A 24,861-nucleotide genomic window follows, 5' to 3' on the forward strand; every position below is an offset into this window, starting at 1 on the left:
AATGCGCTTGCAGATGGGCGAGCGATACATCACTTCCAGCGTTTCGGCTTCAAGTTCCTTGGGCACTTTCACCGTGATGGTCATGAGTTCGCTGTCCGGCGGCGGCACCAAACTTCGGTCCATGGCACAACCGCTCAGGCTGGTGAATAGAGTGATCATGGTGAGGGGAAGAACTATGTTCATTTTTGCGCCTCCGCAGCCAGGCGGATGGCTTGTAGTTTGCGGAAGTTGGGCTTGGAGCGACCATCGGCTGAGGTGCTGCCATCGGGGTAGGTGAAGGCGGTGTGGTTACCTTCCTTTTTAATCTTCGGTCCAGCCGAATAGACCGCGAAACCTGAGTGCAGAACCGGCTCGAAATATACTTGGCGAGCTTGCAATGCCTGATAGCCGAGATAAATATCGCCTTCACCCGCCAAACTTACGGTCTTTTTATAAGGCCCCAAAAACTCTTCATCAATCCAAGGGTAATAGTCCTTCTTGATCATCAAATCCCCTTCGACTTCAATAGGTATACCCGCGCTTCTCAGCCCGCGATTGTGGTCAAATTTCACCACGACACCGCCTCCCGCCCCGTAAGTTACATTCTCGCCAAATTGCGCGGGATTGCTGTAGGCAACGCCAAAGATGACGTTACTCAAGCGCCACTGGCATGCACCACCGCCGTCCATTGGTAACTTGGCTTCGTAGAGATCACTCTGCCCCTGCTGCTGCAGTTGCACGTCAATTCCGTGATAACCCTGCAGTTCAATGCGTTGGCCGCTGGCTCCGGAAGTAATGCGCTTGCAGATGGGCGAGCGATACATCACTTCCAGCGTTTCGGCTTCAAGTTCCTTGGGCACTTTCACCGTGATGGTCATGAGTTCGCTGTTCGGCGGCGGCGCCAAACTTCGGTCCATGGCACAACCGCTCAGGCCGGTGAATAGAGTGATCATGGTGAGGGGAAGAACCATGTTCATTGTTGAACCTCCGCAGCCAGGCGGATGGCTTGTAATTTGCGGAAGTCGGGTTTGGAGCGACCATCGGCTGAGGTGCTGCCGTCGGGGTAGGTGAAGGCGGTGTGGTTACCCTCTTTCTTCTCCTTTGGCTGTATGGAGTAAACGGTGAATTTAGAATGCAGGACAGGTTCGAAGTACACGTGTCGGGCCTGTAGTGCTTGATAGCCAAGATAGATATCACCCTCACCAGTAAGACTGACACGTTTACGGTAACCACCTAAAAAGCTCTCTTTCACCCAAGGGTAATAGTCCTTCTTTATCGTCAAATCGCCCTCAACTTCAATATCTGCACCTCCTCGTAGTGAGTTGTTTTGATCAAATATCGCTACAATTCCGCCTCCCGCGCCGTAAGTTACATTCTCGCCAAATTGCGCGGGATTGCTGTAGGCAACGCCAAAGATGACGTTACTCAAACGCCACCGGCATGCACCACCGCCGTCCATTGGTAACTTGGCTTCGTAGAGATCACTCTGCCCCTGCTGCTGCAGTTGCACGTCAATTCCGTGATAACCCTGCAGTTCAATGCGTTGGCCGCTGGCTCCGGAAGTAATGCGCTTGCAGATGGGCGAGCGATACATCACTTCCAGCGTTTCGGCTTCAAGTTCCTTGGGCACTTTCACCGTGATGGTCATGAGTTCGCTGTTCGGCGGCGGCGCCAAACTTCGGTCCATGGCACAACCGCTCAGGCCGGTGAATAGAGTGATCATGGTGAGGGGAAGAACAATGTTCATTGTTGAGCCTCCGCAGCTAGGCGGATGGCTTGTAATTTGCGGAAGTCGGGTTTGGAGCGACCATCGGCTGAGGTGCTGCCATCGGGGTAGGTGAACGTTATATAACTACCCACTTTATGGACCCTGCTTCCCTGTGAAGTCGCCATAAAATCAGAATGCAGGACGGGTTCGAAGTACACACGTCGGGCCTGCAATGCTTGATAGGTGAGATAGATGTCGCCCTCGCCTGTCAGACTGATCCGTTTTCGATGCCCCCCAAGAAACGCCTCACTCAACCAAGGGTAATAGTCTTTCTTGATCACCAAATCGCCTTCAATTTCTATAGGCAATCCGGAAGTGCTCAATGGGCGGTTGTGATCAAACTTCACGCCAATTCCCCCGCCGGCACCCCAAGTCACGTTCTCTCCAAAACGCTTGGGATCGCCATACACGACCCCAAAGGACACATTACTCAAATGCCATTGGCACGCACCGCCGCCTTCTATCGGTAACTTGGCTTCGTAGAGATCACTCTGTCCCAGCTGTTGCAGTTGCACGTCAATCCCGTGATAACCCTGCAGCTCAATGCGTTGGCCGCTGGCTCCGGAAGTAATGCGTTTGCAGATGGACGAGCGATACATCACCTCCAGAGTGCGCGCTTTCAAATCCTTGGGCACTTTCACCGTGATGGTCATCAGCTCACTGCCGGCCGGCGGCGCCAAACTACGGTCCATGGCGCAACCGCTCAGGCTGGTGAGTAGAGCGAATAAAACGACGGTGGTGTTCCTGATCATGGTCTTGTCCTGGCCGGTATTTACGGGCTTAACCCTTAATGGTTTCGTGGTGTCTCTCGGGATCCGAGACCGCATCGAAACGTTGCAGCGCTTCGGCGCCGCCCTCCATTTCCCGCGTGACGCGCAGGGCCTGCTCCAGTTGGTTTTGCAGTTCGAGGAACACCCGGTTACGCGTCAGCTCATCTTCGGGCGCGCTCAAGGCGTTCTCCCGCATCTGTTGCTTGAATTTCTGCCGCTGCACCTGCCGCTCCAGCAACGGGTCGCGCCCAGGGTTGAGCAGTTCCAGCAACTGGTTGCGGATATGGGGTTGGTACACCCCCATGAAATGGTTGCCGAGCCCGGTGAACCGGCCGGTCCTGAGGTTGCCATTGGGCGGGAAGATTCTGTCGCGGCTGTCGGTGGTCAATGAGGTGAAAAACCGCTGCTGGGCGTGTTCGGCCTGTTGGCTGTCGTCGGTGCTCAGGCTGGGTACCACGTACATCAGGGATCGTTGCGCCAGGCGATGGTTGATCGTGGTGTGGTAGGGCGCGCCCAGTCCTTCCTTGTTGAGATAGGCCGGATAGTGCGAGCCTCTGGCCTGGCGGTGCTGGTCGGCCCAATACAACATGGCGATTTCGCCGTGATGGCAGAACGGGTCGCCGTACCGGAACAGTTGCCTGGCGGTCAGTTGAACCAGGGACCAGGCGAACCCAAGAGAAGTGCCCAGTTGGCCGTAGAGGTTGTACAGGTAGTTGTCCAACTCCGCTTCGGGTGGGACGCTGGGGATAGTGTCCGTGTCGTTGACGTGGCGGAAGTGTCGGATATCGGCCAAGCCTTGTACCGCTTTGAGGGTGAAGGTACGGGGCATGCCGTAGGTGTAGAGCAGTGGGTTTTGGTCTTTCAGGGATGAGGCGTGGATCAGGCCGAGCGCGCCGCCCAGGCTGTGGCCACAAATAAACAGGTCTTTACCGTCAATAGCGTTAAAGACCGTCCCGCCTAGACCCTCGGCATAAATCCTTCTGGCCTTCTCAAACGCATCACGAAAGCCCAGATGCACGCTGCCCTGCGGGGTCAAATCGTCACAGGGCACCTTGGGCTCACAAGTGGCCTGCACTTCTGGCTTCACGGGCCGAAAGGTTACATCCGTTGCCAAATCGGTAAACGGCCAGGCCATTTCGGTGCCGCGCCAAGCAACCAGCACCTGGGAGGCGTTGATGGCGTAGAAGAATTGCGTGTTGCCTTCCGGCGGATCCGCCTTCCCCGTGTCCAGGGTCCGTGCCAACGTATAGCGCTGACTAAAGGGCACATCCGTTACCACGCAACCCCAGTTGTTCCCGGTATCCAATACCCGTGGCGTGCGTGACAGGTCCAGGCATTGATGGAGAAAAAACTGCTCGGGTGAACCGCGATCGTTCTCCTCATATCGGCTATAAGCCAAAATGCTCATAAGCCCCAAATTGTGTGCATTTACCAAGCTGTACTCAGGCTGGTGATGCAGCACCAACGCCCAAGCACGAAACGGACACACCTCCACCACATGCCGGCGATTCAGCTCCTCGTACTCAACGGTAAACCCACTGAAAGCCGGGTCCGGAAAGTGAAACGCCGGAAGTTTCTTCGAGTCTGCCAACGGCGGGTCAACGTTCGGCGCTTGATCGCATAACTGCCCAATGCGCACATAGTGGTAGCCGTGCCCCGCCGCGAGCGCCTGCGCCTCAATCGGCGAAAAGCCCGGGCGCTGCGGACCGTAGGGCGCGCCGCGGTCACCGATAATTGGCCACTCCGGTTCGGGCCTTTCGGCACGCAAGCGCCGGGTTTGCAGTTGCTCGGCCAGCGGGTCGGCGGACACCAGCAAGGTGATGGGGATGGGGTGCAGGCCGTCTACACGAACCACTCCTTGGGCATCGCTCACACCTGAGTGCGGCGGCGCACAGTCGGCACGTGTGGCATCGTTCACCGCTCGCCACGGCAGGTTCGCCAGTGGTTCACCCTGTTCATCCACCAACTGGAATTCAACCCAGTGCTTTTTCTGTGGACCGCAAGTCACTACTTTGACGGTGCCGAGTGTATCCGTGCGATGCAAAAATTCGTCACTCATACAAGCCCCTGAGTATCTCTAGTTATGATGGGTTAAATCCATAATCAATGGTGCGTAGATTTGCTTTTCCATCTAACTGAAAAACTTCGACAAAAGAAAAACAAAAAACAACCATCCAACTCCACCCACCACAAGTCCGACTGACCATTTCATGCGTAGTTTGATAGAGCCAGGCAAACAAGCCAGTTCCTGAGCGTCGAGCGAACCGTTGCGTATATGCTTGTACGGCCACATCACACTTCCGGCCACTACCATAGATAAGGCGCTGCGTGAAAAAAAAGAACCACCCGCCCATACATCAGCATAAGACGTCACAATGGAGCTTTTTTTAAAAACCTTTAACACCACCTCCAAATCACGGCATGCGACATAACTATTCACCCCGGCACCCGCCAATCCGAGGGCCAGAGGCGCGAACAATGAAAAGAATAATTTCAATAAAATAAGCGTCATGAGTATCTCCATCGACCGCACACACTGACTGGCGTACTACTTCACCTGCCAACGAGTAAATTCCTCGAGCTCGTCATCAAAAAGCTCTACAACTTCTGACGCAACCCATCCTGCGGCGATCCCGCCACCAATCAATAGTGCAACAGCACACACGGGAGCTCCTGGGCCACACACCAGCGAAGCGGCAGAGCCGGCTAAAATCGTGCCTGAAAGCCCGCCAGCCATTACAGCGCCTTGCTTGATCACTTCTTTCACTTTGTTTTGCGCATTGACAACGTCGTAGACAACATACGCAACAGTCACCACTATCAGCACTTTCCCTATCGTTCTTAATGCTTTGTTTCTTATATTGAACTTGGTGTTTGGCCTGGCGGAAGACTCAATGATCTCGTAATGAACAGTACTTTTCTGCCGAGGGCCCAGCTCATTAAACCTTTTTCCAAATTTCCTGCCGGACTTTTCGTCCAGCAATTTCTCCAGAGCAGGAGAAATTACTTTCTCTCTCTCAGCAACGGCGCGCCCCGCCACCGAAGTTCTGGCGCGCGTTTCCGCCATGATTGTATTTCTCATTTCATAGCAAAACTCAGCACCTTCCTTTGCTGAAATGCTCCCATTTGCTACTTGCTTCAAAACCTCAGCCTTGACCCTCTTGACGTTACGATTGTAATTATCACGCTGCCTTGCATCTTCTATAAAATCCGAAGAAAACTTAACGGCAACTCCCTCAAAGCTCTCTAGCGCACGCTCCAGAACCTCAGCATCAACCGAGTGATTTTCTCGAGCCGGGTAATTTCGATAAGGGGCATCCATATTGATTACTCCATAATCCTTTTCAGTATTTCTTCGGCGCAGCTAATACCCGTTTCCTGTGGCGCAAGTTCAGCCACCTCAAACTTGACACAGGTGTTACCAGCAAAAGAATAAAAGCTCGCCTTGTTCTGATGATCGAACTCACCTTGCAAAACGGTTCCATCGTCCATCGTCGCAGTGCATTTGATGCCTTGATGATTCAATTCAACCGGCGCGCAAAAGCTGATCCATTTCTCCGATGCAGGAAACTCAACTTTCAACTCTCCCGGGACCAGTGTATGGATCGGCATGGCCTTGCCTGCCTTATCGGTCACCCCCTTGAACACCTCTCCCTGCCGGGTGGTAATCCGATAACGAGTGAACGGCAGGGGCACCCGGGCTTCATCCTTCAGGGCATAGCTACCGGAATATCCCGCTGGTAGCGGTGATACCGGCGTATCAAGGCTGGCGCTTCCAAGCTTGTCGACATGGGCAGCCTTGAGGTAAATATTGCCGGGCGCACCCAGCTCAATTTCGCCATTCTTCAGGCGGATATAGGCGCCACCACAGTTGAGTACAAGCTCTTGTGGCGCGCTGATTTCTACGCGGCCTTCCACGCTTTCGATCTTGATATCGGTCTTCGCCATCGCATGCAGATTGCTGGCCTGGGCATGCAGCTCAATCTTGCCTAAGGCGGCCTTGAGCTGCATGTCTGCACGTTGCGCAAGTACGCTAATCCCCCCCTCGGCAGCGGCCGTGATGTTGTGCCCGGCGCTGATGTCGGCGTTGTGCGCCGCCATGATGCCCACGCTTTCGCCCCCGGATGACAGGCATACCGCTTTGGGACTGACCACACCGACACCTGCGGGGGCATGCAGCAATACGCCCGATCGCCCCAACTCGCTGAGCGCCTGAACCAGTCCTCGTTGGCTATCGATATCACCGGGGAGAGCTCGTGCATTACGAGCCGCATCGGCCAGGGAGCGCGCCAGTGATAGCGCGCTTTCCAACTGCGTAATGGCGGCTTCCATTTCAAGTTGCTCACCACCGGCCTTGACCTGCTTGTCGGCACTGATAAACAACCCCTTCCCCGCCCGAATGGCACCCCAGTCGTCGGTTCGCAGCTCAAACCCCTCCCCGCGCTTTTTCTTCCCGGCATCCACCAAATGCCCAAGGTTCAGCTGACTTTTCCCACCGTATTCCGTACTGAGCTTGACGTGCTCCTGCCCCCGCGTGTCGTCCATGCGCAGTTTGTTGTTGGCCGGTGTGCGCAGCACGTTGCGTTTGTAGTTGCGCAAGGTCACATGGTCCTCGCGCCGGCTGTCGTGCAAGGCATGGGCGATGTAGGGACGGTCCGGGTCGCCTTGCTCAAACGCAATGGCCACTTCGGTGCCCGCTATCAGCGGCAAGTGCAGGCCATGGGTGTCGCCTGCGTACGGACGGGCCAGGCGCAGCCACATACTTTCCTGGCCGGGCTTCCAGGTGTCGCGGTCGAACAGGAAGTTGACCCGGTAGCGCCCTTCCAGGTCGATTTCGGCGTACGGGTCGTTGGCCTGCCGGCTGGTGACACGGGCCGGGACGGTGCCGGCGATTTGCGGTTTTTTCTTGAGCTCCGGGCGGAAGCACACGGTCTCCGAGTAGGGAATGGCTTTAAAGCTGACGTCGAAACTGCGGTCGCGGGCGGCCCGGGTGGTCAGTTGCGAAATCACCGCGCCGGGCGCAAAAGCCTGTGGCGCGCCGCCGGAGATTTTCAGTACCTGGCCGGGCGCCAGGGTGGCGCTGCTGCTGTCGCCGCTGAGTTGGGTCTGGCCATTGAGGTAACGTTCGTGGCGCAAACGGGCGTAGAAGTAGCCGCTTTCGCTTTGCAGGTCTTCGTCAAAGGCGTAGCGGTCGCCCATGACGGTGTAGGGTTCGGCGTAGTGATAGGCCTCGCCGTAGGTGGTGGTGGCGCCACGGGTTTGGTCGATTTCCCCGTTCAGGTGGGCGTGGGCCACGCGGTGGTGGTAGCTGCGGATATTGACGTGCTGCTCCACCACCTGGTGGCTGGATTGCAGGTTCCATACGCCATCTTGCCCGGTGCTGCTAAGCCCGGATTGTGGGCGGTAGGCGAGTTCGACATTGAATTGGTAATGGCGTTGGTCGTCGTGGAATTCCACCACCTCGATGTTCAGGCGTTCATCGCGGGTGAAGCGGTACCAGATGCCTACATCGGCCAATAGGCGGGTGATGAAAGCCAGATCGCTCTCGCCGTACTGCATGACCTGGTGGCGCTGGGGGTATTCGCGCACCAGATTGAAGAAGAAGTCCTGGCCTTCAAAGTCGTGGCGGTTGCGCAGGATGCTTTCGACGATCTGCGGGACGGATTGGTGTTGGTAGATGCGGAACTGCTGGCCTCGCCCCAGCAGGGCAAAGTGGGGTTCCAGGGTGATTTCGTAGCGGGCTTCATCAACGGAACCGGACAGGCGTTTGAACCCGGTGACCACGCCATGCAGCGTGCGCAACTGCCTCGCAGGCGGCGGGATGAAGCCGCGCATCGGCGATTGCTGCAGTGCGCTGTATAAGCTGAACGTGGCGTTCTGACCGAGCATTTTCTCGACAGCGATGTCGCGGGCGGTACTGGTGAACTCGACACGGTAGTTGAACAGTTCGCTCAGGCCTTCGGTGCCCTCGAAGGCCAGGACGTCGAGTACTGCATCAACGTTGCGAACGGTGAGTTTATGGCGACTGTGGTCGAAAAACGGGAAGGGTGATGCGCTGGAGTTCATGCCTTTTCATCCCTGGACTTTGCGAGAGGCCAGAGAGTAAAGATTTGCTATCGGTGAATAATGTCAGAAGATTCCTCTTTACAAGCAAGGCGCTTCCCGTTTCGACTTTTTACAAGTTATCAATGTGCCAGTAGTCCACCCGCAATCCGGTCGCCAGCTCTTTTGCCCTCCCCAACCGAATCGGCCCACGCTCGATATCCACCAGCAAGCCCGGGCAGTCCAGTTGCGGCAACCCCGCCACATCCTTCAGCCGCCCATCCGTGACCACCAGCAAACGCTGCTGTTCCGCCGGATACCGCTTGCGCCGGGCCACCAGCCAATGGCCTGCCTCTGTCAGCGCCGCCAACAAGGGCGTACCGCCGCCCGCTCCGAGCCCGTCAAGCCAATGACCAAGCCCCTTAGCCGCCTTTAATCCCTGCACCTGCCATTTCGGCGATTGCCCGCTCGCGGTGAGCAACGCCATGCGCGCCCGCTGCCGATAGGCGTCGTCAAAGAGTTGGGCGAGCAACCCTTTGGCATCCGTCAACGCCTGATGCCGCCGGGTGGAGGCCGACGCATCGACAATCACCAGCCACAGTTCGTGGGGCGTGCGGCTGCGCAGTTGGTACAGCACGTCTTCACGGCGTTGCGGCCGCCCGCCGAGCAAGGTGCCCGGCCAGTTGATCGAACCTTCGGTCGCGCTGCGCGCCTGCCCTCGCCGGCCCTTGTTCAGTCGACCCGCCTTGGGCCGTGCATCCGCCCCCGCGTCAGGTTTGGGGCGGATGCCTAGGGCTTTTTTGGCCAGGTGGGCACATCTCGGCGTGCGCCTATCGGCAAGGCGGGTGCGGGCATGTCGCCCCATTGGCCCTGGCCTTCCGGCGAATCATCGGGCTTGGGTGATTGACCGCCAGCGGGCGGCGTCAAAGGTGGCGATTGCTCCTGGCGACGGTGGCGCAGGGCGAATTCCGCAACGGCTTCGATATCTTCGTCGCCGATGACCGTCGCCCCCCGCCAGGCCGCATGGGCACGGGCGCCACGCAGCCAGACCAGGTCTGCGCGCAGGCCGTCCACGCCAGCGGCAAAGCAGCGTTCGGTAATCTGCGCCAGCGCGTGGTCATCCAGCGGGATGCTCTCCAAGTGCGCCCGCGCCTGGGTGCAGCGCTCGCGCAACGCGGCCTGCTGATCGGCCCATTGCCCACAGAAACCCTGGGGGTCGCTGTCAAAATCCAGCCGGCGACGGATGATCTGCCCACGTTCGGCGGGCTGGGTGTGCCCGCTCAGTGCCACGTTGAAGCCAAAGCGGTCGAGCAATTGCGGGCGCAACTCGCCCTCTTCCGGGTTCATGGTGCCGATCAGCACGAAACGCGCCGAATGCCGGTGGGAAATCCCGTCGCGCTCGATCAGGTTGGTGCCGCTGGCGGCCACGTCCAGCAGCAGGTCCACCAGATGGTCGGGCAGCAGGTTGACTTCATCCACGTAGAGCACGCCGCCGTCGGCCTTGGCCAGCACGCCTGGGGAAAACTGGGCGCGACCTTCACCGAGCGCCGCGTCCAGATCCAGCGTGCCCACCAGGCGTTCCTCGGTGGCGCCCAAGGGCAGCGTGACGAACTGGCCGCTGGCGAGCAGGTCCGCCAGGCCACGGGCCAGGGTGGACTTGGCCATGCCACGCGGACCTTCGATCAGCACGCCGCCGATCTTCGGGTCGATGGCGGTCAGGCACAGGGCCAGTTTCAGGTCATCGGCGCCGACAACGGCGGACAGCGGGAAATGCGGGAGGTCGGTCATCAACTGCCTTCTTCTATATCCAACAACAGGTTTTCCAACGCCTCGCGGTACGCCCCGGGCTCCTGCCACATGCCGCGCTGCTGGGCTTCGAGCATGCGCTCGGTCATGTCCCGCAGGGCATCCGGGTTGTGCTGCTGCACAAACGCCCGGGTGTCCGGGTCGAGCAAATAGGCGTCGGCCAGCAACGCGTACTGATGATCGTCGATCAGCGCTGTGGTGGCGTCGAACGCGAACAGATTGTCCACGGTGGCCGCCATCTCGAACGCGCCTTTATAGCCGTGGCGCTTCACCCCTTCGATCCACTTCGGGTTGGCCGCCCGGGCACGGATCACCCGGTTCAACTCTTCCTTCAGCGTGCGCACCTTCGGCAGGTCCGGCTGGCTGTGGTCACCATGATAGCTGGCGGCCTTGTCGCCGCTCAGGGTTTCCACGGCGGCGAGCATGCCGCCCTGGAATTGGTAGTAATCATTGGAGTCGAGCAAGTCATGCTCGCGGTTGTCCTGGTTCTGCAACACCGCCTGCACCTGGCTCAAGCGCTGGGCAAACTGTTCGCGGGCGGCGGTGCCTTCGTCGGAGCCGCCATAGGCGTAGCCGCCCCAGTTCAAGTAGACCTCAGCCAGGTCTTCGCGGCTTTGCCACAAGCGCCCGTCAATTGCGCCCTGCACGCCGGCACCGTAGGCACCGGGCTTGGCGCCGAAGATCCTCCAACCCGCCTGTTTCGCGGCGGCCTCCTCATCCAGGCCCGAAAGGCGCAAGGCCTCACGCTCGCTGCGCACCTTGGCCGCCAGCGGGTTCAGGTCATCCGGTTCGTCCAGCGCAGCCACGGCTTGCACTGCCGCATCGAACAGGCGGATCAGGTTGGCGAACGCATCGCGAAAGAACCCCGACACGCGCAACGTCACGTCCACACGCGGCCGATCCAACAGGCTGATGGGCAGGATTTCAAAGTCATCCACCCGCTGGCTGCCCGTGGCCCACACCGGGCGCACGCCCATCAGTGCCATGGCCTGGGCGATGTCGTCACCGCCGGTGCGCATGGTGGCGGTGCCCCACACCGACAGGCCGAGCTGGCGCAGGTGGTCGCCGTGGTCTTGCAGGTGACGCTCCAGAATCAGGTTCGCCGACTGGAACCCGATGCGCCAGGCCGTGGTGGTCGGCAGGTTGCGCACATCCACCGAGAAGAAATTCCGCCCGGTGGGCAACACATCCAGGCGGCCCCGGCTCGGCGCACCGCTAGGGCCGGCGGGCACGAAACGCCCGCTCAGGGCATCCAGCAAGCCGCGCATTTCCGCCGGGCCACAGGCATCCAGGCGCGGCGCAACGACAATGCGCAGGCTCTCGATTACGGCCTTGACGTCCTCCCAGCCCGGCTCTTCAAGCTGTTCCACCGGCCCTTCCAGCGCCTGCTCGATCAGGCGGGCGGCATACAGTTCCAGGCGTTCACGGGTGTCGCCGGCGGTGCGCCACAACTGCGAGTCAATCTTCTGCAGTACCAAGGGGCGGCGCCCGGTCCAGGGTTCGGCCAGGGCGCAATCCAGCGGGTCGAAGCCCAGTTCAAAAGCCTTGGCCAATACCCGCAGCAGGCTCGATTGCGGCCCGCGCCCATCACCCCGGGGGATGCGCAACAACGCCAGCAAGGTGTCGATGCGCAAGCGGCCTTCAGGTGACTCACCAAAGATGTGCAGGCCATCGCGAATCTGCGATTCCTTCAAGTCACACAGGTAGGTATCCAGGCGCGGCAGCCAGATCGCGGCGTCGGCGTCGCTGTCGAGATTTTCGTCGAGGGCCAGTTCCTGGTCGATGCGGGTTTCGCGCACCAGCTTGAGGATGTCCTTCTGCAACTCGCGGGCACGCCGTGGGTCGAGCAATTGGGCTTCGTAATATTCGTCGGCCAGTAACTCAAGGTCGCGCAACGGCCCGTAGGTTTCGGCGCGGGTCAGTGGCGGCATCAAGTGGTCGATGATCACCGCCTGGGTGCGCCGCTTGGCCTGGGCACCCTCGCCCGGGTCGTTGACGATAAACGGGTAGATGTTCGGCAGCGGACCCAGCAGTGCGTCCGGCCAGCAGTTCTCGGAAAGCCCGACGCCCTTGCCCGGCAGCCACTCCAGGTTGCCGTGCTTACCGACGTGGATAACGCCATGGGCGCCGTAGGTCTGGCGCAACCAGAAGTAGAACGCCAGGTAGCCGTGGGGCGGCACCAGGTCCGGGTCGTGATAGACCGCGCTGGCGTCCACCTGATAACCCCGGGCCGGCTGGATGCCGACGAAGGTCAGGCCAAAGCGCAGGCCGGCGATCATCATGCGCCCGTCGCGGAACATCGGATCGCTATGTGGCGTGCCCCAGCGCGCCAACACCGCCTGGCGGTTGGACTCGGGCAAGCGGTTGAACATCGCTTCATAGTCATCGAGCGCGAGGCTTTGATGGCACGGACGCAGGTCGAGGCTGTCCAGGTCGTTGCTGACACCGCCCAGCAGTTCCTGGATCAACGCCGTGCCGCTCTGCGGCAGCACGTCCGGCAACGGATAACCTTCGGTCTTCAAGGCCCGCAGGATATTCAACGCGGCGGCCGGGGTGTCGAGCCCCACACCATTGCCGATACGCCCGTCCCGGGTCGGGTAGTTAGCGAGGATCAGCGCAATGCGTTTTTCGCCATTCGGCACCCGCGCCAGTTCGACCCAGCGCCGCGCCAGCTCGGCGACAAAGTCCATGCGTTCCGGCTGCGCGCGATAGCACACCACATCGGACTGGCTGCGCTCGCTGCGCCAGGCCAGGTCCTTGAAGCTGATGGGCCGGCTGATGATGCGCCCGTCCAGTTCCGGCAACGCGATGTGCATCGCCAGGTCCCGAGGGCCGAGACCTTGCTCGCTGGCCTGCCAGCCAGGCTCGTTATCCTGGGCGCAAATCGCCTGGATCACTGGAATGTTGCGGCGAAACGGCCGCAGGTGCGGCGCTTCAGGGCTGGATTGGGCAAAGCCGGTGGTGTTTAGAATCACCGAGGCGTGCACTTCGTCCAGCAGGTCCTCGACCACCGTCAGGCAGCCGGGCTCTTTCAGACTGGCCACCGCCATCGGCAACGGATTAAGACCCGCCGCCTGCAAGCGCTGGCAAAAAACATCGATAAAGCCGGTATTGGCCGCCTGCAGGTGAGAGCGGTAGAACAGCACCGCCGCCACCGGGAAACCAGGTTGCCAGTCCGCCTGCCAATCGTTGAGACGGGCATTGGCTTTGTGCGGGTGATAAATCGCGGTGCGCGGCAGGGTTCGCGGTTCGTCCCAGGCATAATCGCGACCCAGGTAGCCGGCCGCCAGGCAACGATAAAAGTCCAGCGCGTTACCCAACCCGCCCTGGCGCAGGAAGTGCCAGAGCCGGTCACGTTCCTCGGCGCCCACGGTGCTCAGGCCGCTGAGTTCCGGGTCCGGGCGATCATCCCCCGGCACCAGGATCAGTTGCACACCGCGCTCGGCCAGCTCAACCAGACGCTCGATGCCGTACCGCCAATAGCCGATACCGCCGTGCAGCGAAATCAGGATGACTTTGGCGTGGCGCAGCACCTCGTCCACATACAGGTCGACCGAGGCATGGTTCTGCACCTGCATCGGGTTGGCCAGGCGCAGGCTCGGGTAATCCTCGGGCAACTGCTGAGCCGCTTCGGCGAGCAGCGCCAGGCTGGAATCACCGCTGCACAGGATCACCAGCTCGGCGGGGGTTTGGCCAAGGTCGGCAATGTTGTCATCCGAGACGAAACCGCCGGGCTGGGTCCTGAGCAGGTGCATGGGTTAAACGCTGAGGGCAGCGCGCAATTGCGCTTCGAGCAAGGCTGCGTCCAGTTCCTGGCCGATCAGCACCAGGTGCGTGGCGCGCGGCTCGTCGGTGCGCCAGGCGCGGTCGAAGTGCTTGTCGAAACGCGTGCCCACGCCCTGGATCAGCAGGCGCATCGGCTTGTTCGGGATCGCGGCGAAACCCTTCACACGCAGGATGCCGTGCTGGACCACCAGTTGGGTCAGGGCGTCGAGCAGCAGGCTTTCGTCGGCCTGGGGCAGTTCGATAGAGATAGAGTCGAAGGCGTCGTGGTCGTGGTCGTGGTCGTCTTCACCTTCGTGGTGATGATCGTGGTGGCTGTGGCGGCCGTCGATGTGCTCTTCGGAGCCAGCGCCCAGGCCGATCAATACGTCCAGCGGCAGGCGACCGCTGCTGGCTTCGATGACTTTTACCGCGGGCGGCAGCTCTTCGGCCACTTCCAGGCGCACACGGGCCAGGTCTTCAGGGCTGATCAGGTCGCACTTGTTGAGGATCACCAGGTCGGCACTGGCCAACTGGTCGGCGAACAGCTCGTGCAGTGGGGATTCGTGGTCCAGGTTCGGGTCGAGTTTGCGCTGGGCGTCGACCTGGTCCGGGAATGCGGCGAAGGTGCCGGCGGCCACGGCCGGGCTGTCGACCACGGTGATCACCGCGTCAACGGTGCAGGCACTGCGGATTTCCGGCCACTGGAACGCCTGGACCAACGGTTTTGGCAGGGCCAGGCCCGAGGTTTCGATGAGGATATGGTCGAGGTCGCCGCGGCGCGCCACCAGTTCGCGCATCACCGGGAAGAACTCTTCCTGGACGGTGCAGCACAGGCAACCGTTGGCCAGCTCGTAGACGCGGCCGTTGGCTTCTTCCTCGGTGCAGCCGATGGAGCATTGCTTGAGGATTTCACCGTCAATGCCCAGCTCGCCGAACTCGTTGACGATCACTGCAATGCGGCGCCCCTGGGCGTTGTCCAGCATGTGGCGCAGCAAGGTGGTCTTGCCCGAGCCGAGGAAGCCGGTAACGATGGTGACGGGGAGTTTGGCCAGTGTTTTCATCGGATGCCCTTTGGGGCGGGCATACGGGACGAGTGGCCCTGCGCGGGTGCGCAGAAGCAGAATTCGCCACCGGATCACCCCGCCCGGTTGAAGTAGAAAATCGGTTGCGAGGCAGGTCTCCTGGCTTGGGGCTTGCCGGCGATGAAGCCGGCGCTGGCTGCGCCTTCCCGCCTTGTTCAGGCAGTGGCGTGGCAGTCAGATAAACCCTTTACAGTTGCGGGGGCAGCCGCGGCATTGACCGCGTTCCCTTCTTAGCTTCGACCTGGGCCGAAGAACCTCGAACGTGCAAGGCTACGCAGTGCGCGGGGACGGGTCAATGTCCGAGCGCTTGGCGCGAAGCAGCGCCAGGCGCTCCAGCATGCCCTCGCTCGCTGCCGGCCCGGCTTGCACGCTGCATTGCTCGACGGGCACGCGCGCGCCGCTGCCGGCTTCCACCACGGCCACTTCCACTGGGCGCCGGGTTTCCCGGTCGACCAACTGCAGGCTTTCACCTTCGGTAGCGAAGTGGCGGTTGCCCCAGCCGATAAACGCCATGATCACCACGCGGAAATCCTCGCCCACCGGCGTCGGCACGTACTCGAAACGCGGCGGCCGCTCGCTGTATTGCCGGCGCGCAAGCAACCCCGCGTCCACCAGGCTGTTGAGCCGGCGCGTGAGCATGTTGGGGGCGATCTCCAGGCTCTGGGAAAACTCGTCAAAACGCCGCAAGCCTTGCAGCGCATCGCGCATGATCAGGATGCTCCACCACTCGCCTACCCTTTCCACTCCACGGGCTACCGGGCATTCGGCATTCACCAGCGACTTACGTTGCATTGCAGTTCCTCTGTGGGGCGGCCCCGAAAATTTAAGCTGTTCGATGTTACTTTCATAATGATAGTTTCGTCGCAGCATTGCTACCAAACTGAAATTGCGGAGCTAAGCGATCATGAATAAGCGAATTGTTGTGACCGGCATGGGTGCAGTGACCCCGCTGGCAACCGGCGTGGAACAGACCTGGAAACGCTTGCTGGCCGGCGAGTCCGGCATCCGCCGGCTGCCCGAGGAATTGGTCGGGGACCTGGCAATCAGCATTGGCGGCCAGGTGTTGGGCCGTGATCAGGACCCACACGCCGGTTTCGACCCCGACAGCGTGATCTCCGCCAAAGAGCAACGCAAGATGGATCGGTTCATCGTGTTTGCCCTCGCCGCTGCGCAGGAAGCCTTGGCGCAAGCCGGCTGGGCACCGCAAACCCCGGCGCAGCAAGAACGCACCGCGACCATTATCGCCTCCGGCGTGGGTGGCTTCCCCGCGATTGCCGAGGCAGTGCGCACCGCGGACAGTAAAGGGCCGCGCCGCCTGTCGCCATTCACGATTCCGTCATTCCTCGGCAACATGGCCGCCGGGCATGTGTCGATCCAGCATCATCTGAAAGGCCCGCTGGGCTCCCCGGTCACCGCCTGCGCCGCCGGCGTGCAAGCGATTGGTGATGCCGCACGGATGATCCGCGCCGGCGAAATCGACATCGCCGTATGTGGCGGCGCCGAAGCCTGCATCCACCGGGTCAGCCTCGGCGGTTTTGCCGCCGCGCGTGCGCTGTCCAGCGATTACAACGACACGCCGGCACTCGCTTCGCGCCCGTTTGATCAAGGCCGCGATGGGTTTGTAATGGGCGAAGGCGCCGGCTTATTGGTGATCGAGGAACTGGAGCATGCGCTGGCCCGGGGCGCGACGCCGATTGCGGAGCTGGTGGGTTATGGCACGAGCGCCGACGCTTATCACATGACTTCAGGTCCCGAGGATGGCTCCGGCGCACGGCGGGCGATGGAATTGGCGATTGCCCAGGCCGGGATCACACCGGCACAGATCCAGCACCTGAACGCCCATGCCACCTCCACGCCGGTGGGCGATAACGGCGAGCTGGCGGCGATCAATACGCTGTTCGGAGCAGACTCGACTGTCGCTATCAGTGCCACCAAATCGGCGACCGGCCACCTGCTGGGCGCGGCGGGCGGGATTGAGGCGATCTTCACCGTGCTTGCCTTGCGCGACCAGATTGCCCCGGCCACCCTCAACCTGGACAACCCCGACCCCGCCGCTGCCGGGCTGAACCTGATTCGCGGCACAGCCCGGCAGTTGCCGATTGAATACGCGATTTCCAATGGTTTCGGGTTTGGCGGCGTGAATGCCAGCGTGCTGTTCAAGCGCTGGAGTTAAACCGGCGATTTGACGCCCATCGCCCGGCCATGCTCTCCTACACATCTTGTTTCGGGTGCCCTTCACAGGGTGAAACGGGAAACCGGTGAGTCATATGCTTTTATTCAAGGGCATGACGAGTCCGGTGCTGCCCCCGCAACGGTAAGCGAGCGAAGTGTCAGATCCACTGTGTCGTTATGGCATGGGAAGGCGATGCTTTCAGGCGATACATGCCCCTCGCAAGCCCGGAGACCGGCCCGAAAAAATCAGATAACAAACCCGCGGTGGGCGGGCGCTGTTCAAAACCCTGCGTGCCTGGCTCGCGGGGTTTTCATGCGCTCGTGCACCCTGAAACCCAGAAGGGACGCGCCATGTCGATCATCAGCAGCACCGCCTCTACCGCCAGCACCACCGCCACCCTGAGCCAACGCCTGACCGCCGCCATCGGCGCGTCGATCCTCGGCGCGTGCCTGGTGTATTTCGCCGGGTTCTCGCATATCGAAGCGGTGCACAACGCCGCCCACGATACCCGCCACAGCGCCGCGTTCCCGTGCCACTGAGACCTGCCGACATGATCAAGCGTATTGCGCAAACCGCAGGTTTCACCGGTCTTCTGGCCGCCTTGTTGCTGACCCTGCTGCAAAGCTTCTGGGTCGCTCCGCTGATTTTGCAGGCGGAAACCTTCGAAAACGCCCCGGCCGCCACCGAAGTGCATGAGCATGCCGGCGCCGCAGCCCACACCCACGACGCCGAAGCCTGGGAGCCGGAAGACGGCTGGCAGCGTGTGCTGTCCACCACTGGCGGCAACCTGGTGGTTGCAGTGGGCTTTGCCCTGATGCTTGCCGGCCTGTACACCCTGCGTGCGCCGACCCGTACGGCGCAAGGCCTGCTGTGGGGCCTGGCCGGTTACGCCACGTTCGTGCTGGCGCCGACCCTGGGTTTGCCGCCTGAATTGCCGGGCACTGCCGCTGCTGACCTGGCACAACGACAAATCTGGTGGATCGGCACCGCAGCCTCTACCGCCGCCGGTATCGCGCTGATCGTGTTCGGCCGCAATTGGCTGCTGAAAGTGCTGGGCGCGGCGATCCTGGCGGTGCCCCACGTGATTGGCGCACCACAGCCGGAAGTCCACTCGATGCTGGCGCCAGAGGCGCTGGAAGCTCAGTTCAAGATCGCCTCGCAACTGACCAACGTGGCCTTCTGGCTGGCGCTGGGCTTGATCAGTGCCTGGTTGTTCCGCCGTAACCGTGATGGCCAGTATTCGGCATGATCCTGGCGGTTGGCCTGGGTTGCCAGCGGGGTTGTCCTGTCGACGCCCTGCTTGAGCTGTTCAATGCCGCCCTCACCGAGGGTGGCATTGAGCGCCAACGCATCAGCGCATTGGCCAGTATCGATCGCAAGCAGGATGAGCCGGGGTTGCTCGCACTGTCCCAGGCTCTGAAGCTGCCTTTGACGTTTTTTAATACGGCTCAACTGCTGCCTTATGAAGATCGATTGAGCCATAAGTCAGACACCGTTTTTGCCCACACCGGCTGCTATGGCATCGCTGAAAGTGCCGCGTTGGCCCTCGCGGAACACCTGTCACAGCGCCCCGCCACCCTATTGATCACGCGCAAAAAAACCGCCCAGGCCACCTTTGCATTGGCTTGCGCCGGCTGAATTCCCGATAATCATCAGCTTCGATCATGAGCAACTTTCATCTGAAGGCCTGCTCGCGTGCTTTTTTCACAGGAATGTATCCATGACTGTCTTTTTCATCGGCGCAGGCCCAGGCGACCCGGAACTGATTACCGTCAAGGGCCAGCGGCTGATTCGCAGTTGCCCGGTGATTATCTATGCCGGCTCGCTGGTACCGGCGGCGGTGCTTGAGGGGCATCAGGCAGAATTGCTAGTCAACAGCGCTGAATTGCATCTGGAACAGATCATCGAGCTGATCAAGACCGCCCACGGGAAAGGCCAGGACGTGGCGCGCGTGCATTCCGGGGACCCGAGTTTGTATGGAGCGATTGGCGAGCAGATTCGCCTGTTGCGGGAGCTGGGGATTCCTTTCCAGATCATTCCCGGCGTCACCGCCGTAGCGGCCTGTGCGGCGTTGCTGGAGGCTGAACTGACCCTGCCGGACATCGCTCAAAGCGTGATCCTGACGCGTTATGCCGACAAGACGGCGATGCCCGAGGGCGAGGCGTTCAGCAGCCTGGCGCAACATGGCACGACCATGGCGATTCACCTGGGGGTGAATCATCTGGAGAAGATCGTGGCCGAGTTGTTGCCTCACTATGGCGCGGACTGCCCGATTGCCGTGGTGCATCGGGCGACCTGGCCGGATCAGGATTGGGCGGTGGGTACTCTGGCGGACATTGCCGGGAAGGTGGCGGCCAAGGGCTTTCGGCGTACCGCGCTGATTTTGGTGGGCCGGGTGTTGGCGAGTGACAGTTTCAGCGAATCCTCACTGTATCGAGCGGGCCACGCCCACCTCTACCGCCCCTGAAGAAACACAGTAAAAATGTGGGAGCTGGCTTGCCTGCGATAGCAGTGTGTCAGCCAAAGCATCCGACATTGACCCACCGCTATCGCAGGCAAGCCAGCTCCCACACTTAATGTAAATTGTCATTATTTACGTGCAAACCACTGAATAACAAGCATAAAAAAACGGCGCTCACGGGGCGCCGTTTTTTTATATCCGCAGCGAACGCCTTAGTAGTAGGCGTTTTCTTTCTGCGTATGGTCAGTCACATCACGCACACCCTTGAGCTCCGGAACACGCTCCAGCAAGGTGCGCTCGATGCCTTCACGCAAGGTCACGTCCGCCTGGCCGCAGCCCTGGCAACCGCCACCGAACTTCAACACGGCAATCCCGTCATCCACTACATCGATCAGGCTGACCTGGCCGCCGTGGCTGGCCAGCCCCGGGTTGATTTCGGTTTGCAGGTAATAGTTGATGCGCTCGTTTACCGGGCTGTCGGCGTTGACGTTCGGCACCTTGGCGTTGGGCGCCTTGATGGTCAACTGGCCGCCCATACGGTCGGTGGCGTAGTCGACCACGGCGTCGTCGAGGAAGGCTTCGCTGAAGTTGTCGATATAAGCGGTGAAGCTTTTGAGCCCCAGGGCGGTATCTTCAGGTTTCTCTTCGCCAGGCTTGCAGTAGGCAATGCAAGTCTCGGCGTATTGGGTGCCGGGCTGGGTGATAAAGACGCGGATGCCGATACCCGGTGTGTTCTGCTTCGACAGCAGGTCAGCCAGGTAATCGTGGGCGGCGTCGGTAATGGTTATGGCAGTCATGGAAACTCCTCACAGGCTTGCCGGCAGTTTACGCCAAATTATTACCGAGGTACAAAGTCCTAGTATTTTTGTCGGGAAAAGGTCAACCGCCATCAGCGGCGCACGCACGTCAACCAGCCCCCACAGGAACAGCCTCCCGACCCTCTATATATCTACGCCGCCACCGCGCCAGGCAGTTTTAACATCGTTGATCCCGCTCACAGCGCCCACGAGATCAACTCGATGCCAGCCTCAACGTCGTCGTTTTATCTGGAAAACATTGCCAGCTTCCAAACGCAACTGCAGCAACTACTCCAACAACAACCCAGTGCGTATAGCCTGATCGGCGTTCTTCACTCGCACGCACAAAACATGTTCGCCACACGCCCGCCGCCGATTGAGGCGCAAGAAATACGCTACGAAAAGAACCTCTGGTTCATCACCGTCCCCAATCGCCGCGTGTACGCGCCTGCGGGGTACCGCATCAATGGTTTGCAGCGACTCCTAGCACAAAGGCCATGGGCAGGCGGCGTCCTGCAAGATAACGGCTTTTACCGAGCCTACCTGCAATCGGCGAATTCGACCCTATACAGCAACCCCTCATTTGAATCGTTGATCGAATCCATGGTTCGCAGCCCGGACCAACTCTACGCCCGACAACTCGATGCGTTCTGGAACGGCGCTCGCTCCGACACCGATCTTCGCACGCGCCGGCAATGGCTGGCCGACATCCAGCGCAGTGCTCTGCAAGACCTGGCAGCGCTGCGTCTGGAGGATGGCACGCTGGGCCTGCACTTCAGGCACATGCTGGACCATTTGTACCGTTGCCCGAGCGCTATCCAACGGGCCGGCGCCCCCTCCGAGCAACGCCCTTCCACGCTGAAAGCGAGTGTGCACATCGCAGATGGGCTGCCGGACATCGACCTGCTCAACACATTCATCCTGACAACCAAGACACCAGGGTCATCGATAAACGCCGACACCGACTGCGGCCCTGTTGTGCTGTGCTGCAACATCAATGGCATCCAAACCTTTGACTCCCTGCCGGCGCTCCAGCAGGCGCTGCAAGCTCGCCTGGCCGCATCCACCTCGCGCCACCAACTGCTACGCAACGTGCCATGGCACGCCCATGGCAGGATCGAACGGCACCCTCAGCGATCCATTTCGTTCACCACAGTCGAAGGCAATATCTTTGAATATGCCGCCCAGGCCCTTCTGGACCAGCAGCGAAGTGACTTGGCGTTCACTTGGCAGACCCTGCCCAAAGATGAAACAGACTTCGCGGCGCTGCAGGAAGCTTTCGATCACGCCGCCGATATCGGCCCTCTACTGGACCTTGGGCATGGGCTCAAAGCCCGCGCAATCTTGCTACTCGAAAAACATCGCCCGGATTGGTATATCGCACTCGATCCAGCCAACGGGATACGTTTGCGGCAATACCTGGACGACGACCATGCGCAAAACAAGACCCTGGCCCGTTTGCTGATACAAAAACAGATCCCTTCGTTGCAGGCTTATACCCGCAAACGCATTAAGGAGTACTTCGCGCCGCGTTTCGTCGACCTCGACCCGGAAACGGTGCAGGTGGTATTTACGACCCTTTCAAGCCCTATCAATCCTTCCGGATCCTCAACCCCGACCATTGGTGGCCCCGCAGCTGACTACCCGAAGAAAATCGATCTGGAACGCATGACACTGACCCAGTTTGTGCTGAGAAACGTCGACCCTTGGGACGTGACCTATATAAAACTGCTGTCACGCACGAACAGCCGTTTACACGCCCATTACCTGCACAAGGCCCCCACAGAGGTGCTCCTCAATAATGACGAACTACGCGCCCTCGCCAAGGATCTGGACGCGGGCCAAGGCTACGATGAGTTATTACACGAACAAATGATCGTACAGGGCGCAGAACTGCGTGAGTCGTGGCGAAGGGCGTACCTGGCCACGCTTAAGGCCAACGCCTTGGTTGCGCACTTGGAAAACACACGGTTCCTGCCTGACCGGCTCAACCGCGGCTACGAATGGGTCAAAGCATTGATTGATCATCCATTGCCAGCCCTGCGCAGCGTAGAAGGCCAACTGATCGTTGCCAATATTCTGCAAATCGGCAACAGCCCGAGCGCTCGTAATGGTTATGAGCTGAACAACGTGCTGGTGCTCAGCGCCCAACACTCGGCCTCCGTCCCCAATGTCGTGCTCTATACGCCCAACGGGCCAGACGGCCAGGAGCTCAAGGAGTTCAAGGACCTGGGCACACTCAAATACGTGCTGAAAGAGCAGTGGGCCTCCTCGCCCCCATGGGTCCGCTATTTCCAGGAACGGCTGACCACCGAAGGCAAACGTTCCCTGGAACACAAGGCGTTTTCCCAGGACTGGATGAAGACCTTTCTGAGCGCCTCGCGCCATCGGGCAGGCAACCCGTTCGACACCCTGCGCCTGGTTCCCGTCAACGGGAATGTGCATGAATCGATGTACGATCAGTTAGTCCACACCCTGAGGCATAGCGCTGGCAGCGAGTCCACCACCAATGCCGAGGTCAAAAAGCAGTCGGTCATGAACAAAATCATGTTCGGCGTTGAAGTCGGGCTCGACATCCTTGGTTTTCTGCCCGTCACCTCAACGTTTACGGCACTGTCGCATATCCGCCAGATTTACTTGATGCTGGCACAAATAAAGAAGTCCAGATCCGCAGCCAACCAGATATGGTCCCTTATCGGCAGTAACAGTCGAGTAGTGCTGACAACCCCCTCTGCCCTGCCGCCGGCCCTGAGCAGCCTGCCCCCCGCACCCGCCAACACCCTTGTGCCGGTGCCTTCGAAAGATCTCAGGCAAATGTCCGGCAATCTCTATCGCAATAACGCCGGATCGGAATATTTCGTACGGATAGGTGACGACTTTCACCCCAGCCTGCAAATACAAGGACAACGTTATATCTATGACCCAGCCTTCCCCAACATTCGCTACCTTGTCGCCCAGGATGAGCTGACCGACATATGGTCGCCTGTACCCCGGGAACGGCAGCTGCGCCTGCTCGGCGGGAGGGATGATGCCCCACGCACGGATGCCGACACCCCCCTGAACAGCTACCACCTCAGCCCTGCTCAGCGCAACGAGCTTGCGACCTTTGCCACCGAGCGCTTCGGCATACTCAACCTGGCGAATCCGCAGCTCTACGCGCCGGCGACTCGCGCGTTTCAGCGCCATCTTGAAGCGGTGCGCGAAAGGCTGACCCAGGACGCCCAGCGTTCCCTCGTGCAATTCAGGCCTGCACCCAGGCCACGATTGGCGCAGGCCAACCACGCAGACGTGCGCGCCCTGATTGAGGTAATCCTTGATCAACACCCAGGGCTGGTCGTCGGAGAGATGCACACCCACTCAATCGCACGGCAGTTTCTGATCGAAAACATGCCCACCTTTCACCAGCAGGGCGTAAGAGTGCTCTACCTGGAAGCCTTCAATTGGGACCTGCACCAAACCGCCCTCGACCGGTTTTTCCTTTCCAGGACCGGAGAACACACCCCGGAGCTGAAAACCCTGCTCCAGCAAATCGACCAGGTGACCAACGCCAATGACGCGTTCACCTACAGGCAATTGATCGATACAGCGCGTGCACAGGGCATACGCCCGGTTGCGATCGATTGCCTGGCCTCGTGCAGTATCGCCGCTATCAAGCCGTTCAGCCTGGAGATGCTGCAACAGCGTTTGCGCACGATGAATTATCACGCAGCAAAACTGATAAACGCCGATCAAATCCAACGGGGAGCAAGCCGCTGGGTAGCGCTGGTCGGCTGCGGCCATGTCAATCAGTATCTGGGCGTGCGAGGGATCGCCGATATGACCAACGCGCTCGGTGCACGTATCAGCAGTGTCGACCGGGCCTTGTCCGCACACGCCTTCAGAGACCCTGGCGAAGCCACGTACCATGACAACCTGCAACACCCCATCAAGCTGCAATGCGACCTGTTGATCAACCTGCCAGGCACACCCGTGACGTCGTTCCCCGAGTTCCGGCTGCACAGCAAGGGCATGTTTTCCCTTGAGCGCAACCTGACCCAGCTGCCAATTTTGCATTACCGAAACCGCCAAAACCAACTGACTCGATCAGCGATCCTGAGTCGCAACTCGAAGTACTACCTTGACGACGCTGAGTTCGGTGCTCTCCTCCATCAGCGTTTCGACAGCCTTCAGGCACTGGTCAACGCGCTGACCACTGACTATCAGATGGTGTGTGTCTGA

The 24,861-nt window shown here is 60.1% G+C and carries 19 protein-coding genes, 1 pseudogene and 2 riboswitches; of the genes and pseudogenes, 6 read left to right on the forward strand and 14 right to left on the reverse strand.

The window, feature by feature from the left end; all coding sequences use genetic code 11:
* From M2400_RS13525 to M2400_RS13585, 13 genes and pseudogenes are all read right to left on the reverse strand, one after another.
* Positions 1 to 183, reverse strand: a pseudogene (locus M2400_RS13525) (hypothetical protein); the annotation flags it as partial.
* On the reverse strand, positions 180 to 956 hold the full coding sequence (locus tag M2400_RS13530; RefSeq protein WP_259197029.1) for a hypothetical protein: 777 nt from the start codon (positions 954 to 956) through the stop codon (positions 180 to 182). The pseudogene M2400_RS13525 and the gene M2400_RS13530, both read right to left, overlap by 4 nt.
* Complete coding sequence (locus tag M2400_RS13535) at positions 953 to 1,726, reverse strand: hypothetical protein (protein WP_259197030.1); 774 nt, start codon at positions 1,724 to 1,726, stop codon at positions 953 to 955. The genes M2400_RS13530 and M2400_RS13535 overlap by 4 nt, the downstream gene beginning before the upstream one ends.
* Positions 1,723 to 2,499, reverse strand: a complete 777-nt coding sequence (locus M2400_RS13540) for a hypothetical protein (RefSeq protein ID WP_259197031.1) — start codon at positions 2,497 to 2,499, stop codon at positions 1,723 to 1,725. Before M2400_RS13540 ends, M2400_RS13535 begins: the two co-directional genes overlap by 4 nt.
* Positions 2,500 to 2,527: 28 nt before the next feature.
* Positions 2,528 to 4,576 (reverse strand): lipase family protein, encoded by a 2,049-nt coding sequence (locus M2400_RS13545; RefSeq protein WP_259197032.1) that lies wholly within the window; start codon positions 4,574 to 4,576, stop codon positions 2,528 to 2,530.
* Between the two features lie 72 nt (positions 4,577 to 4,648).
* A complete protein-coding gene (locus M2400_RS13550; protein ID WP_177079576.1) occupies positions 4,649 to 5,029 on the reverse strand; it encodes a hypothetical protein in 381 nt (126 codons plus the stop codon).
* Between the two features lie 36 nt (positions 5,030 to 5,065).
* Positions 5,066 to 5,839, reverse strand: a complete 774-nt coding sequence (locus M2400_RS13555) for a hypothetical protein (RefSeq protein ID WP_259197033.1) — start codon at positions 5,837 to 5,839, stop codon at positions 5,066 to 5,068.
* Between the two features lie 5 nt (positions 5,840 to 5,844).
* A complete protein-coding gene (locus M2400_RS13560) occupies positions 5,845 to 8,583 on the reverse strand; it encodes a type VI secretion system Vgr family protein (RefSeq protein ID WP_259227773.1) in 2,739 nt (912 codons plus the stop codon).
* Between the two features lie 109 nt (positions 8,584 to 8,692).
* A complete protein-coding gene (locus M2400_RS13565) occupies positions 8,693 to 9,295 on the reverse strand; it encodes a VWA domain-containing protein (protein ID WP_177079479.1) in 603 nt (200 codons plus the stop codon).
* A gap of 53 nt (positions 9,296 to 9,348) precedes the next feature.
* Entirely contained in the window at positions 9,349 to 10,347 is a 999-nt protein-coding gene (locus M2400_RS13570) for an ATP-binding protein (RefSeq protein WP_177048476.1), read from the reverse strand.
* Positions 10,347 to 14,120, reverse strand: a complete 3,774-nt coding sequence (gene cobN, locus M2400_RS13575) for a cobaltochelatase subunit CobN (RefSeq protein ID WP_259197038.1) — start codon at positions 14,118 to 14,120, stop codon at positions 10,347 to 10,349. The genes M2400_RS13570 and cobN overlap by 1 nt, the downstream gene beginning before the upstream one ends.
* Positions 14,121 to 14,123: 3 nt before the next feature.
* The gene (cobW, locus tag M2400_RS13580) at positions 14,124 to 15,191 is read right to left on the reverse strand and encodes a cobalamin biosynthesis protein CobW (RefSeq protein ID WP_259197040.1); all 1,068 of its coding nucleotides are present in this window, start codon (positions 15,189 to 15,191) and stop codon (positions 14,124 to 14,126) included.
* A gap of 92 nt (positions 15,192 to 15,283) precedes the next feature.
* Positions 15,284 to 15,486, reverse strand: a riboswitch (cobalamin riboswitch).
* Complete coding sequence (locus M2400_RS13585) at positions 15,483 to 16,004, reverse strand: helix-turn-helix domain-containing protein (RefSeq protein ID WP_259197042.1); 522 nt, start codon at positions 16,002 to 16,004, stop codon at positions 15,483 to 15,485. (Overlaps the previous riboswitch by 4 nt.)
* A gap of 112 nt (positions 16,005 to 16,116) precedes the next feature.
* Here M2400_RS13585 and fabF point away from each other — a divergent pair, with 112 nt between their 5' ends.
* From fabF to cobM, 5 genes are all read left to right on the forward strand, one after another.
* On the forward strand, positions 16,117 to 17,385 hold the full coding sequence (gene fabF / locus M2400_RS13590) for a beta-ketoacyl-ACP synthase II (RefSeq protein WP_177048460.1): 1,269 nt from the start codon (positions 16,117 to 16,119) through the stop codon (positions 17,383 to 17,385).
* Between the two features lie 36 nt (positions 17,386 to 17,421).
* Positions 17,422 to 17,640, forward strand: a riboswitch (cobalamin riboswitch).
* Between the two features lie 95 nt (positions 17,641 to 17,735).
* Positions 17,736 to 17,924, forward strand: coding sequence for a CbtB-domain containing protein (locus M2400_RS13595; RefSeq protein WP_003217883.1), 189 nt, complete (start codon positions 17,736 to 17,738; stop codon positions 17,922 to 17,924).
* A gap of 11 nt (positions 17,925 to 17,935) precedes the next feature.
* Entirely contained in the window at positions 17,936 to 18,634 is a 699-nt protein-coding gene (locus tag M2400_RS13600) for a CbtA family protein (RefSeq protein ID WP_177079471.1), read from the forward strand.
* Complete coding sequence (locus M2400_RS13605) at positions 18,631 to 19,023, forward strand: cobalamin biosynthesis protein (RefSeq protein ID WP_259197048.1); 393 nt, start codon at positions 18,631 to 18,633, stop codon at positions 19,021 to 19,023. The genes M2400_RS13600 and M2400_RS13605 overlap by 4 nt, the downstream gene beginning before the upstream one ends.
* 82 nt (positions 19,024 to 19,105) lie before the next feature.
* Positions 19,106 to 19,852, forward strand: a complete 747-nt coding sequence (gene cobM / locus M2400_RS13610; protein ID WP_259197050.1) for a precorrin-4 C(11)-methyltransferase — start codon at positions 19,106 to 19,108, stop codon at positions 19,850 to 19,852.
* Positions 19,853 to 20,058: 206 nt separating this feature from the next.
* On the opposite strand, the gene nfuA is transcribed toward cobM, so the two are convergent.
* Positions 20,059 to 20,643: a Fe-S biogenesis protein NfuA gene (nfuA, locus tag M2400_RS13615; protein ID WP_259197051.1), complete on the reverse strand. Its 585-nt coding sequence runs from the start codon at positions 20,641 to 20,643 to the stop codon at positions 20,059 to 20,061.
* Between the two features lie 222 nt (positions 20,644 to 20,865).
* Between nfuA and M2400_RS13620 the strand changes: the two genes are divergently transcribed.
* On the forward strand, positions 20,866 to 24,861 hold the full coding sequence (locus M2400_RS13620; protein WP_259197052.1) for a membrane-targeted effector domain-containing toxin: 3,996 nt from the start codon (positions 20,866 to 20,868) through the stop codon (positions 24,859 to 24,861).

This window comes from Pseudomonas sp. BIGb0558 (assembly GCF_024807515.1).
In the GTDB taxonomy this organism is placed as follows: Bacteria; Pseudomonadota; Gammaproteobacteria; order Pseudomonadales; family Pseudomonadaceae; genus Aquipseudomonas; species Aquipseudomonas yamanorum_A.